This is a genomic window from Sphaerisporangium sp. NBC_01403 (genome assembly GCF_045040145.1).
GTDB classification, from domain to species: Bacteria; Actinomycetota; Actinomycetes; order Streptosporangiales; family Streptosporangiaceae; genus Sphaerisporangium; species Sphaerisporangium viridialbum.
Map to the genome: position 1 here is coordinate 3,893,017 of NZ_CP109534.1, position 12,164 is coordinate 3,905,180.

At 66.8% G+C, this 12,164-nt stretch carries 11 protein-coding genes; 3 read left to right on the forward strand and 8 right to left on the reverse strand.

The genetic code is table 11. The features are described 5' to 3' along the window. Window positions 1-210 precede the first annotated feature (210 nt). Both OG589_RS17715 and OG589_RS17720 read right to left on the reverse strand, forming a co-directional pair. Entirely contained in the window at window positions 211-1,053 is an 843-nt protein-coding gene (locus OG589_RS17715; protein WP_405150406.1) for an LLM class flavin-dependent oxidoreductase, read from the reverse strand. Window positions 1,054-1,259: 206 nt separating this feature from the next. Continuing rightward, window positions 1,260-2,279, reverse strand: coding sequence for an aldo/keto reductase (locus OG589_RS17720; RefSeq protein WP_405150407.1), 1,020 nt, complete (start codon window positions 2,277-2,279; stop codon window positions 1,260-1,262). Between the two features lie 156 nt (window positions 2,280-2,435). On the opposite strand from OG589_RS17720, the gene OG589_RS17725 reads away from it, so the two are divergent. Continuing rightward, window positions 2,436-3,023, forward strand: a complete 588-nt coding sequence (locus OG589_RS17725; protein ID WP_405150409.1) for a TetR/AcrR family transcriptional regulator — start codon at window positions 2,436-2,438, stop codon at window positions 3,021-3,023. 21 nt (window positions 3,024-3,044) lie between these two features. Here OG589_RS17725 and OG589_RS17730 read toward each other — a convergent pair whose 3' ends face one another. The 4 genes from OG589_RS17730 to OG589_RS17745 are packed head-to-tail and all read right to left on the reverse strand — an operon-like array spanning window position 3,045 to window position 5,985. Continuing rightward, entirely contained in the window at window positions 3,045-3,197 is a 153-nt protein-coding gene (locus OG589_RS17730; RefSeq protein WP_405150411.1) for a hypothetical protein, read from the reverse strand. Window positions 3,198-3,248: 51 nt separating this feature from the next. Further along, entirely contained in the window at window positions 3,249-4,181 is a 933-nt protein-coding gene (locus tag OG589_RS17735; protein WP_405150413.1) for a metal ABC transporter permease, read from the reverse strand. Next, entirely contained in the window at window positions 4,178-4,981 is an 804-nt protein-coding gene (locus OG589_RS17740) for a metal ABC transporter ATP-binding protein (RefSeq protein ID WP_405150414.1), read from the reverse strand. The genes OG589_RS17735 and OG589_RS17740 overlap by 4 nt, the downstream gene beginning before the upstream one ends. Window positions 4,982-4,992: 11 nt before the next feature. Beyond that, window positions 4,993-5,985, reverse strand: a complete 993-nt coding sequence (locus OG589_RS17745) for a metal ABC transporter solute-binding protein, Zn/Mn family (protein ID WP_405150416.1) — start codon at window positions 5,983-5,985, stop codon at window positions 4,993-4,995. 218 nt (window positions 5,986-6,203) lie between these two features. Here OG589_RS17745 and OG589_RS17750 point away from each other — a divergent pair, with 218 nt between their 5' ends. After that, window positions 6,204-7,445, forward strand: a complete 1,242-nt coding sequence (locus OG589_RS17750; RefSeq protein WP_405147674.1) for an IS256 family transposase — start codon at window positions 6,204-6,206, stop codon at window positions 7,443-7,445. 669 nt (window positions 7,446-8,114) lie between these two features. Continuing rightward, on the forward strand, window positions 8,115-10,475 hold the full coding sequence (locus OG589_RS17755; RefSeq protein WP_405152062.1) for a molybdopterin-dependent oxidoreductase: 2,361 nt from the start codon (window positions 8,115-8,117) through the stop codon (window positions 10,473-10,475). A gap of 327 nt (window positions 10,476-10,802) precedes the next feature. Here OG589_RS17755 and OG589_RS17760 read toward each other — a convergent pair whose 3' ends face one another. Further along, complete coding sequence (locus OG589_RS17760; protein ID WP_405150417.1) at window positions 10,803-11,759, reverse strand: GNAT family N-acetyltransferase; 957 nt, start codon at window positions 11,757-11,759, stop codon at window positions 10,803-10,805. Then, complete coding sequence (locus OG589_RS17765) at window positions 11,756-12,100, reverse strand: ArsR/SmtB family transcription factor (protein ID WP_405150419.1); 345 nt, start codon at window positions 12,098-12,100, stop codon at window positions 11,756-11,758. Before OG589_RS17765 ends, OG589_RS17760 begins: the two co-directional genes overlap by 4 nt. Window positions 12,101-12,164: the final 64 nt, after the last annotated feature.

Sequence of the window (12,164 nt, forward strand, 5' to 3'; positions counted from 1 at the left end):
AGAGGTGCCTTGCGACTGTCCTTTGCCCGGTGTCGCCGTCACGAGGGGACCGGCCGTAATACGAGCGAAAGGGGCAATGAGCCCGTGAAGCCGCTGGTCATCGGTCGGAAGTCTGCACCACGTACCCGCCCACCAAGTTGATCACTCAATCAGCCACAGAGCCGAACTTTTGACAGAGCCCAACCGAAGCCACGACCCACCGTTGCGGTATCAGGCCGACATGGTGATGAGCTCGTCGGTGACCCACCGTGCGACGTTGGCGGGGTAGGGCGCCGGCAGTCCGAGGACGATGTGCTGGAAACCGGCGTCGGTCGCTTTGCCGATCGCGTCCTTGGTGATGCTGGGCTGGTCGTAGGAGACCGACAGGTGGATCGAGCGGGTGACCGAGGCGGGGTCGCGACCGATCTCGGCGCAGTAGCGGTCCAGCAGTGCGCTGCGGCGGACGGCGTCGTCGATGTCGCCGCCGGGGATGTTCCACAGGTCGGCGTGCTCGGCGACCACGCGTAGCAGGGGGGCCGAGCGTCCGCCGATAAGGATCGGCGGGTGGGGGCGCTGGATGGGTTTGGGGTTGCAGAACGCTCCGGTGAGGTGGACGTAGGTGCCATGGACGTCGAACGGTTCGGCCTCGGTCCACAACCGCCGGATAACCGTGCACGCTTCGGCGAGGCTTTCCACGGCGTGGGCGGAGTCGTGAAAGGGCAGTCCGTGTGCTTCATACTCGCGCCGGGCCAGAGGGTGGCCGGGTCGTGAGCCTGCGCCGATACCGAAGTCGAGCCGTCCGCCGGAGACGATGTCGACGGTCACGGCGATCTTGGCCAACATCGCGGGCGGTCGGAAGCGGTTGCTGGTCACGAGCAGGCCGAGGCGCAGTCGTTGGGTCTGTGCGGCGAGGGCCGAGAGCAGTGTCCAGCCTTCGTAGGTCGGTCCGCTCGGGTCGCCGCCGATCGGCATGAGGTGATCGAACAGCCACGCGTGCTCGATCTCCGGGATTGTGTCCGCCTCGCGCCAGACCCGCAGGACGTCGTGGTAGTCGACCTGTGATGGGGCGGTCATGATCCCGAAACGGGGCCGGGGTGTTCGCGGCATGGGTCCGTTCGTCCTTTCAACACGTGGTGGGATACGCGTCCGTTCAGAAGCGGAGAGCTTGTCCGGTACTCGACCGAGATCATCTACCGCGAGGGCCTTTGAGCGACGCGCCAGGCGGCAGGGGTGCGCAAGCTGCTGCCCGCCTGCCGCCTGGTGGCTGACGTGACGAGCGATCAGCGACGTCGCAGCGCCGCGTCCAGCAGGGCGGGCGGCGTGTCGTACTTCTCGTGTGCGGCGAGGTCGACGCCGGGAGCGACGATCGCGTCGATCGCGTCGAGCACGTCGGCGGAGAGCACGGTGTCTGCGGCGGCGAGCTGAGAGTGCAAGTGGTACATAGTGCGGGGGCCGATGATCGCGCTGGTCACGGCGGGGTGCGCGGTGACGAATCCGAGCGCGAGCTGGATCATCGTCAGACCGGCCTCGTCGGCGACTTCGGCCAGCCGCTCGACGGCATCGAGCCTGGCCCGGTTGGCGGGGATGGCGGTGTCGAAGCGTTGCGGCATGGACGTCGAGCGGCTGGTGGTGATTTCCCGGCCCTCGCGGATCGCGCCCGACAGCCAGCCCGAGGCCAACGGGCTCCACACCAGCACGCCGAGTCCGTACTGCTCGGTCACGGGCAGGACGTGGGTCTCGATCCCGCGCTGCAGGATCGAGTAGCTGGGCTGTTCGGTGACGTATCGGCTCAGGTGGTTCTCCCGGGCGGCCCACTCGGCCTGCACGATGCGGTACGCGGGGAACGTCGAGGAGCCGAAGTAGCGAATCTTTCCCGCGCGCTGCAGGTCGGTCAGAGCCGACAGCGTCTCCTCGTCGCTGGTGCCCGGGTCCCACCGATGGATCTGGTAGAGATCGACATGGTCGACGCCTAGACGGCGCAGGCTGTTGTCCAACTCGGTGACCAACCAGCGGCGCGAACTGCCTTGATGGTTGCGCTCGTCGCCCATCGGCATGCTCGCCTTCGTGGCCAGCACGATGTCGTCGCGGCGGCCGGCGATGGCCTTGCCGACCATCTCCTCCGACTCGCCCTGGCTGTACCTGTCGGCGGTGTCGATGAGATTGATCCCGCCCTCCAGGGCGGCGTCGACCATGGCGGTGACCTCGTCCTGGGTGGTATGTCCCAAACCGCCGAAGTTCATCGCGCCGAGCACGAGGGTGCTGACCTGCACACCGGTGCGGCCCAAGGTGCGGTACTGCATGACTGTTCCTCCTTGAGAGGTGCAGCGAGTCTGCGATGCGTGGCTTGGTGTTGGCTCGCCTGTTCTGGCATCCTGAACAAGCGGAGCCTTGTTCCGCTAACCAACATACGGAACACGGTTCCGTTTGCCAAGTGGGGCGACGGAGGTAGCGGCGCAGTGGTCGACATCGACAGCGGATCAGGGTCGTCAGCCCCGCGAAAGCGGGCCGACGCCCGGCGTAACGAGAAGACACTGCTGGACGCGGCCGCCGCGGCTTTCATCACTTCCGGCGTCGATGTGCCCGTGCGCGACATCGCCGCCAAGGCCGGCGTTGGCGTTGGCACGATCTACCGCCACTTCCCGACGCGAGCCGATCTCATCGTCGCCGTCTACCGGCACCAGGTCGAGGCATGCGCTGAGGCCGGTCCGACACTGCTGGCGAACAGCAGCACACCGCACGCCGCCCTGGCGCGTTGGATCAACCTCTTCGTCGACTTCCTGGTCACCAAGCACGGCCTCGCCGAGGCGTTGCAGTCCGACGATGCCGCCTTCGAGACTCTGCACGCCTATTTCCTCGACCGCCTCGTCCCCGTGTGCGCCCAGCTGCTCGACGCTGCTGCCACGGCGGGCGAGATTCTCCCCGACATGGATGCCTACGAACTGCTGCGTGGCGTCGGCAATCTCTGTATCGGCGCGGGCAACAACCCCCGCTACGACGCGCGTCGCATGGTCGAACTCGTCATCGCAGGACTGCGCCTCCACTAGGGCGAGTCAGCCGCGAGTTCCTCACGCGGCGGCGTGCGGCAGCGGTGAGTTCGCCGGAAGGGCGGCGGCCGCTCCGGACACGATGCGGGGGCGCAAGATCCGTCTCACCCCATCGATGCTCATCGCGTCGCCGGTCTTCCGCAGGTGGCCGGGAGGAGCGTCCGGTGGCTTCATGCGGATCTCCATATCCGGACATGAGTCGTTTCGAGGAGAGGGCCGCGTCCGCTAGGGCACACCGTCGGCGGCACCAGGCCGCCCGGCCGTACTCACGGGACTTCCGGCAGGGTGGACGCCGGAGGTGGGCCGGCGGCGGGTCCAGTCGCCCCGGCTGCGGACCGCTCCGGCGCACCGGCAGACGAGATAGATCAGAAACGAGATGGTGGTGACGTATGGGCTGATGGGGACGCTGCTGCCGAGCGCCAGCAGGGTGCCGCCGAGCATGGAGACGGTGGCGAAGAGCACGCTGAGCAGGGGAACCCGCACCGGCGAGGCGGTGACCCGCATCGCGGCGGCGGCCGGCGTGCACAGCAGGGCGAGCACGAGCAGAGCACCCACGATCTGGATGGAGATCGCGACGGCCAGGCCGAGCACGATGGTGAAGATCGGTGCCAGCGCACGGACCGGCACGCCCCGTGCGGCGGCGACCTCGGGGTCGACGCTGGCGAAGGTGAGCGGCCGCCACAGGACGGCGAGCGCGATGAGAACGACGGCCGAGGTAGCGGCCAGCCATGACAGTTGAGGCGTGTCCACAGCGATGATCTGCCCGGTGAGCAGGCCGAATTTGTTGGCCGACCGTCCTTTGTAGAGAGCAAGGAAGAGCACGCCGAGTCCGAGCCCGAACGGCATCAGCACCCCGATGATGGAGTTGCGGTCCCGTGCTCGCATGCCGAGGGCGCCGATGACGGAGGCGGCCACCAAAGAGCCGACAAGGGACCCGGCGACCACGTTGGCGCCGATCAGCAATGCCGCGGACGCGCCGGCGAAGGAGAGCTCGCTGATGCCGTGCACGGCGAACGGCAGGTCTCGCATCATCACGAAGACGCCGACCACGCCGCCGACGACACCGAGGATCGCGCCTGCGACCAGCGAGTTCTTCACCAGGACCAGCAGGGCTCCGTAGTCGGTGAAGTTGAAGATCTGGTTCCACAGGTCGTTCACCGTCCGAACTCCTCTGTGGTGCCGTTGGAGTGATGGTGGCTCGAGGTGTCCAGGCCGCCGGCCATCACGATCCGGCCACCGGTCCTGATCACCTCGACAGGGGTCCCATACAGCTCCGACAAGGTCCGCGAGGTCATGACCTCGCGCACCGTGCCGACGCGGAACCGGCCACCGACGAAATAGAGCACCCGGTCCACCATCGGCAGGACGGGATTGATCTCATGCGTGACGAACACCACCGCGGAGTCGTGCCGGCGCCGGCGCCGGTCGATCAACTCCGTGACCGCCCGCTGGTGGTGCGGGTCCAGCGACAGCAGTGGTTCGTCGCACAGCAGGATGCGCGGATCGGTCGCCAGCGCCTGGGCGATCCTCACACGCTGCTGCTCGCCGCCCGACAGCGTCCCGATCGGGACGTCGGCATACGATTCCGCACCCACCTCGGCGAGCAACTCGTCGACGCGTGTGCGGACCGCCCGCCCGGCCCGGCCCATGCCCCAGCGATGCCCGTCGATGCCGAGCCGCACCAGGTCGCGTGAGCGCAATGGCATGGCCGGGGCCATCGTCTTCTGCTGGGGGATGTAGCCGATCAGCGGGCTGCCGCGCCGCGGCGGCTGCCCGCCGACCGTCAGTGTCCCCGCCGACAGCGGGACTTCACCGAGCAGCGCCCGCAGCAGGCTCGTCTTACCGGAGCCGTTGGGACCGAGTACGACCAGGAACTCCCCTGGTTCGATGTCGAGGGTGAGATCCCGCCACAGCAGGCGCTCTCCGTAGGACAGCCCGGCTTCCCGCAAGCTGATCATGATGACCGGACCTATCGGGATACGGCGGCGCGGACCGCGGCGATGTTGTCGGTCATCCAGCCGATGTAGTCCTTGCCCGAAGGCAGGGTCTCGGTGACCGGCACGACCGCCACGTCGCTCTGTTCCGCGGCCTGCTTCACCTTCTCGGTCTCTGGCCCGGCGGTCTGCTCGTTGTAGACCAGGGCCGCGACACGCTTGCCCGTCAGCAGGGTAAGCGTCTCCTGCAGTACACGCGGAGGGATGTCGTCGCCCGCTTCGATCGCCTCGCTGAACTTCGCAGGGGTACGGTTGACCAGCCCGCAGGCGTCGAGCAGATAGAGCGGGACCGGCTCGGTGATCGCGACTCCCTCGCCCTTGGCGGTCGCCGCCACCTCCGCCTCTTCCTTCTCCAGAACCTGGAGCTTGGTCTTGAACGCCGACGCGTTGGCGGTGAACTGCGAGGCACCAGCCGCGTCGGCCTTGCTCAACGCGGCCGCCAACTGGTCGGCAAGCTTGCCGACGCTCGGGATGTCGTACCAGATGTGCTCGTTGAGCTCCGCGCCCGGCTCCGCGGTCTTACCGGAGACGGTGACGGCGTTGAGCACCTGAGCGCCGGGGTTCCCCGACGCCTTGAGCATCGTGTCGACGAAATCGTCGTAACCACCACCGTTCTCGACGATGACCTTGGCGGTGGACAGGCGCAGTTGGGTCTGCGCGTTCGCCTCGAAGGAATGAGGATCCTGCGAGGGGTCGCTGATGATCGACACCACGTCGACCCTGTCACCGCCGATCTGGCTGACGATGTCGCCGTACACGTTGGTGGACGCCACCACCGATACGCGTGCCGACGACGAGGCAGGCGAGGGGGCGGCGGTGGACGGTGCGGCCCCGGAGGGACCGTCTTGGGAGGAAGCGCAGGAGGTCAGGACAACGATGGCCAGACCGGCCGCCAGACTTGCGAGCGGTACGCGACGGAGGGTACGCACACCAGGCCTTTCGTAAATGATAACGATTTTCAGTTCCAACCGTAGCAGTCACTCCTACTACAGGTCGAGTCAGGACATGAGGCATCTACGGCGGCCCGGCAGGTAGATCCGCCGCCTTCCCGTCCCTACGTCGACGTCAGGTTGCGTCCACGGAGGTGGTGTACGAGTTTCCGCTGGTAGTCAGCGTGGCGTCGTGAAATGAGGACGGCCATCGCGTGATCCTTCGAGTGCGTAGTTCAAGATCGAAGGAGAGAGCGATGGCCGTGAACGACAGTGTGGACCCTGCGAGCTGGCTGGCCAAGCAGTTGGAGACCCAGGATCCGGATCTGTTGCGATCCATGGTGCAGACCATGGCCGAGACGTTGATGTCGGCCGAGGCCGACGGCCTGTGCGGTGCCGGATACGGCCGGCGGACCAGCGAGCGGACCAACCGGCGCAACGGCTACCGCACCCGCGAGTGGGACACCCGCGCCGGGACTGTGGAGCTGGCGATCCCGAAACTACGGACCGGTTCCTACTTCCCCGACTGGCTGCTGGAGCGTCGACGGCGGGCCGAGCAGGCCCTGATCAGCGTGGTCGCGACCAGCTACTTGCTGGGTGTGTCCACCCGGCGGGTGGACAAGCTGGTGGAGCAGCTGGGCATCAAGCACATCTCCAAGAGCCAGGTCTCGGAGATGGCCAAGGTGCTGGACGGTCAGGTGGAGGCGTTCCGTACCCGTGCCTTGGACGCCGGGCCGTATGCGTTCGTGTGGCTGGACGCCCTCACCCAGAAGGTCCGCGAGGGCGGGCGGATCATCAACGTGCACGTGCTGGTCGCCACCGCGGTCAACAACAACGGCAACCGGGAGATCTTGGGCCTGGAGGTCACCTCGGCCGAGGACGGCGCGGGCTGGCTGACCTTCCTGCGCGGTCTGGTGGCCCGCGGGTTGAACGGGGTGCAGCTGGTGATCTCCGATGCCCACACCGGCTTGGTGGCCGCGGTCGCCGCCGCGCTGCCGGGCGCGTGCTGGCAAAGGTGCCGAACCCACTACCTGCGCAATCTGCTGACCTGCGTGCCCAAGTCCGCTCAGCCGTGGGTGGCCACCCTGGTGCGTACCATCTTCGACCAGCCCACCGCCGAGCAGGTCCGCACCCAGCACGCCTGGGTCATCGAAGCCCTGTCGGCCAAATACCCGGCCGCCTGCGACCACCTGGACGCCGCCCGCGAGGAACTACTCGCCTTCGCCGCCTTCCCCCGCGAGATCTGGAAACAGATCTGGTCCAACAATCCCCAGGAACGGCTGAACAAGGAGATCCGCCGGCGAACCGACGTCGTCGGCATCTTCCCCGACCGCACCTCGATCATCCGCCTGGTCGGCGCGGTACTGGCCGAGCAGACCGACGAGTGGACCGAAGCCCGCCGTTACATGGGGCTGGATGTGCTGGCCAAAACCCGGCTACGCGTCATCCCCGGCGACACACCCCATCAGAACCCGCTCCCACAGACACTTACCGCTTAACCTGCAGAAACGGGATCACGCAGAGATCAACTCATACACCACTTCGCTGGACGTGACCCGACGTCACCGGCGGGACGCCAGTCAGGTCGCCATCGCCGGCATGCGGGAGGCGGAAGCGAAGCGGGACGTTCAGCAGATCAGCGAGCTGCCCGCAAGCCCTGGTGAACGGGGGCGTCGACCGTCCGGCCGGACAAGGTCATCCTTGGCACCAAGTTGCCGGGCAACTTGCTGCCTGGTCAGACCACTTTCACGATGCGGCGGCGAACACAAGAGTAGGGCTGTGCGACACAGGGAGACCCTGGATTCGGAGACGAACAGACCACCGCCTGCATGCGAATTGGCTTCTCCAGCGAATTCCGGATGAAGCAAAGAATTCAGCGGACCACGGGCATCGCAAATTTTTCGACTTCTCACGATGGCATACGTCGGGAAGCCGCGGCGGCTGCCACATATGCGCAGGAATTCCATTGCGACAGGAGAGGCTGCATGGTGGCGCAGGAGAGCATATCGCCAGAAGATCACAGAGGTTTCACGCGGCGCGGTGTCCTGCGCGGCGCGATACTCGCGAGTGCCGGTACCGCCGCAGCGGGCGTCCCCGGCCTCGTTCCTCCGGCGGGTCAGGCCGCCTTCGCCGCCGCTTCGCCAATGGGCGATACAGCTGGGTCCACCATGCCGGACTTCACCGTGGGATCGGCCGCACTGACTCCTGATCGTGTGGTTCAGAGTGCCTGCCAGTTCTGCAACAGCAACTGCCGGATCCAGGTGTCCCTCAAATTGGGGCGGGTCCTCGAAATCCGGGGTGAGGAAAAAGGTCCCGTGCAGGACGGGAACCTGTGCGTCAAGGCGCCCATGATGACCGAGCTGGTCTACAACCCCCTGCGTCTGAAGACGCCGCTGCGCCGGATCTCCGGCCGCAAGGGCGACCCGGACAGCCGCTTCGAGCCCATCTCGTGGGACGACGCGCTGGACGTCATCGCCCGCCGCTGGCTTGCCCTCCGCGACGCCGGAGAGGCCAGGGCCATCGCCAACCGGACCACCGGCCGTCTCCCCCGTGGCACCGGCTCGCTCGTCGGACGCGTCTTCGCGCTGCTGGGCAGCCCCAACGACACCGACGTCGGCCCCGTGTGCAACGACGCCGGAGGCAACGCGCTCGCCACGACCTTCGGACTGGGCAACTTCACCAACGGCTACGGCGTCGATGGAGCGACCGGCAAGGAAGACCTCGGGTCGGCTGAGTTCTTCCTCTTCCTTGGCACCAACCAAGGGGAGACCCACCCGGTCACCTTCGCCCACCTGCTGCGAAACCGGGAGCGCACCGGTGCGCGGCTCGTGGTGGTCGATCCGCGAAGCACCCCCACCACCAGGCAGGCGGACCGGTGGGTGGCGCCCAAGCCGCATACCGACTTCGCACTCGCCCTCGGCATGCTGCACCACATCATCACCACCGACCGCCACGACAAGGCCTTCGTCGACCGCTGGGTGCTCGGCTTCGACGAGTTGCGCAGCCATCTCGTGGCCAAGGGCTACACCCCTGAGTGGGCCGCCGGCGTCACCGGCGTGCCTGCCGCGACCATCAAGCAGCTGGCCGTCGACTACGCGACCACTCGACCTGCCGCCATCTTCTGTAATGCCGGCATCTCCCACCAGCTCGGAGCGTTCGACACTTACCGGACGCTCGCGATGCTCGCCGCGGTCACCGGCAACATCGGCGTTCCCGGTGGCGGATGCAACTTCATGCACAACACCTGGCCTGGTGGCCTGAACCTTCCGCCGCTGAAGGTGACGACTCCCACCCGCGGCCCGGCTCTGCCCGTCGGGCCCGACACCTTCGCCGAGTCGATCCTCACCGGCCGGCCGTATCGCCTCAAGGCGGTCATGACCGAGGGGAATCCCCTCATCAGCTCCGCCAATACCAGCCGGGTACGGGAGGCATTCTCCAAGCTGGACTTCTACGTCTACACCGGCCTGTTCATGGAGGAGGCCGCCTACTACGCCGACATCATCCTGCCGGTCTGCAGCGGCCTGGAGTTCGAGGGCGTCTACATGCGTCGCGACGATCGAGCCATACGCTGGCAGGATGCCGCCGTGGCCCGGGTCGGCGAGGCCCGTTCCGACACAGAGATCTGGATCGGCCTGGCCCACGCCCTCGGACGGAACGACCGCCGCCATGCCGGCTCATACTGGACGGACGCCTTCCCCGTCGAGTGGAAGGACTACTCCAAGCTGTGGGACACGTTCGTGGCCAACACTCCGGGTATGGCCGGCATGACGCGCCGGCGCCTGCGTGCGCGCGCTGAACCTCTACGCTGGCCGTGTCCCAGTACGGACCATCCGGGGGTCAGCACCCTCTATCTCGACCACCCGAGCTGGTACAAGGCCGCCGAATCGCTCGACCCGGCGAACCGTGGCAAGCGGTTCCTGACGCCCAGCGGAAAGATCGAGATCTCCACCCCCGAGCTGGAGCGCCGGCTCGCCCCCAGCGGGCATCACGCGTTGCCGACCTTCTACACCCACCCCGAGGTGACGGGCGCACATCCGACCCTCGCCTACGAGGACCGGTACATCACCAACCCGATCAACCCTCAGGCGCTCACGCATCCCGTACGCCTCGGAGTTCCCGGCTCCGACGCCGTCCACAAGAAGTATCCGCTCATGGGCATGACCGGCCGGCCCAGCGTGGTGCACTTCGCTTCCGTCACCCACTGGACTCCCACCGGGGAACGGCTCAACGGGATCCGCCTGGTGCAGATCCACCCGAGTACCGCGCGGGCGCTCGGTATCGCCGACGGCGACTCCGTCATCGTCGAAAGCCCACGCGGCGCGGTGACCGGAACCGCGTCGCTGGACCACGACATCCGCACGGACACCATCTACCTTCCGAACACCTTCGGCCCCGCTCAGCGAGTCGGTGATGATTACGGCGACCCTCGTTACGAGGCGGCGAACACCTTGATCGATGACCGGCTCTACGACAATCTCTCCGGCCAGCAGGCCTACAAATGCTTCGCGTGTAGCGTCCGGAAGAAATGACCTGCCAGAGGCCTCATTGACGTCCCCATTCGCTCAACAATAATTGAGCGAATGGAGGACAAAACCGAGCTTTCCATAACTGGCCACTGACGTGCATGACCGGCGGGCCCGGAGGGCTTAAGGCGAAACCAGGACGTCCCAACCGGCTCCGGCGGGGACGGGGAGCGGCTCCAGAGCGTCCCAGCCGGCGCCTCGTTCCGGAGCGGCGGTGTACTCCGGGCCATCCGACCAGGCAATGGAGACGGTAGCGGGCTGGATGGTAGCCGTAAGCGTGTTGGAGTTCGTAGAAGTAAGCAGGTCGCGCATGGTTCTTCCCGTTCTGACGGATTATCGGGGGTTTTCGAGCGACAGGGCGTCCAGGTGGTGCAGCCGCACGCTGGTCAGGTAGGCAGGGCTGTAAGGACGCAGATCGAGCTGATCGGCTGAGCTGAACATCTCCAGCCGCAGGGCCGATCCACGTTGGGGCCGGCCGTCGGCTCCCTCGGCGTAGGCGAGTACGAAGGACGGGTCGGTGAGAGCGCTGAGACCGACGATGCGATCGGCTTGGTCGGACCCGGAGCCGGGATCCACGAAGTGCGAAGGCACGGCGACGAAACCGAGTCGGCTCTTGAATCCGAACAGTCCCGGTTTGACGATGTGGCCGTACAGGTTGGGGTCACTGCCGAGACTCACCCAGCCGAACCCCCGCCGGCGAGCCTCCTCGACGACCTCCAGATATAGCAGGCGCGGCAGACCGGCCTCACGATGATCAGGAACCACGGCGGAGAACCGCGCCCGTACCTCGTCCTTGTCACGGGACTGGAGATTGAGACACGCGCCCGCCAGGTCGTCGCCGTCCCACACGCAGACGGCGAAATACTGGTCGGCCGAGTCCAGGATCCGTGCGCGATGCTCGGTGGCGACAGCCCAACCGTGCCGCATCCTGGCGACCTGGCTCTCGTACAGCGGAAGAAACGCGTCAAGCAACGCCGGGGACACCGGAAGGACCTCGAACCGCAGTCCGCCGGCGACGACACGGCGGCGTGCCGCGAAGACGTTCCGCCTGTCCTTGCTGGGAAGGCCGTCGAGGAACTCCTTCTCACTGCCCGCCGTGGCGGCGCGCCAGACGACCACCTGAGGTTTCGGGAAGAATCCCGCGGACACCAGCTCCGGCCACCGTTCGACGGGCGGATTCGGCACCCGGACGATGTCCACCTCGTGCCGGTGCGCTTCCCAGTCGCCGTCGAGCGCCTCGTCGACGCTGACCACGGCTATCGGGACGCCGAAGGCCTTCTTCCGTATCATCGGTCCTCGCCGTTCATCTCGGCCGGAGCCGTCATCGACAACGCCGCGGGGGTCTCCAGCGACTGCGACAGGCCGTTCAACGCCTGGGACACGACGCTGTAGTAGATCCAGGTCCCCCGTCGCTCCGCGGCGATGAGACCGGCCCCACGCAGCACCTTCAGGTGGTACGAGATCGTGGGCGATGACAGGTCGAAGTCCCCGGACATGTCGCAGACGCACACCTCGCGCGTGGGGTGCGAGGCGATCACCGAGAGCAGCCGCAAACGCACCGGATCGCCGAGCGCCTTGAACACCTTGGCCAGGTCCTCCGCCTGGGAGATGGCCAGCGGCTCACGCGTCAATGGCGTGCACCCATCGAAAGCCGCCGAATTCATGTAGAGCTCCTGGCTCGGAGATATCGCCCGT

What these genes read in the sequence shown, in the direction of transcription:
- OG589_RS17740 (WP_405150414.1), bottom strand. Translation starts at nt 4,981, where the DNA reads ATGATCAGCTTGCGGGAAGCCGGGCTGTCCTACGGAGAGCGCCTGCTG.
- OG589_RS17715 (WP_405150406.1), bottom strand. Translation starts at nt 1,053, where the DNA reads ATGACCGCCCCATCACAGGTCGACTACCACGACGTCCTGCGGGTCTGG.
- OG589_RS17755 (WP_405152062.1), top strand. Translation starts at nt 8,115, where the DNA reads ATGCCGGACTTCACCGTGGGATCGGCCGCACTGACTCCTGATCGTGTG.
- OG589_RS17720 (WP_405150407.1), bottom strand. Translation starts at nt 2,279, where the DNA reads ATGCAGTACCGCACCTTGGGCCGCACCGGTGTGCAGGTCAGCACCCTC.
- OG589_RS17760 (WP_405150417.1), bottom strand. Translation starts at nt 11,759, where the DNA reads ATGATACGGAAGAAGGCCTTCGGCGTCCCGATAGCCGTGGTCAGCGTC.
- OG589_RS17750 (WP_405147674.1), top strand. Translation starts at nt 6,204, where the DNA reads ATGGCCGTGAACGACAGTGTGGACCCTGCGAGCTGGCTGGCCAAGCAG.
- OG589_RS17730 (WP_405150411.1), bottom strand. Translation starts at nt 3,197, where the DNA reads ATGAAGCCACCGGACGCTCCTCCCGGCCACCTGCGGAAGACCGGCGAC.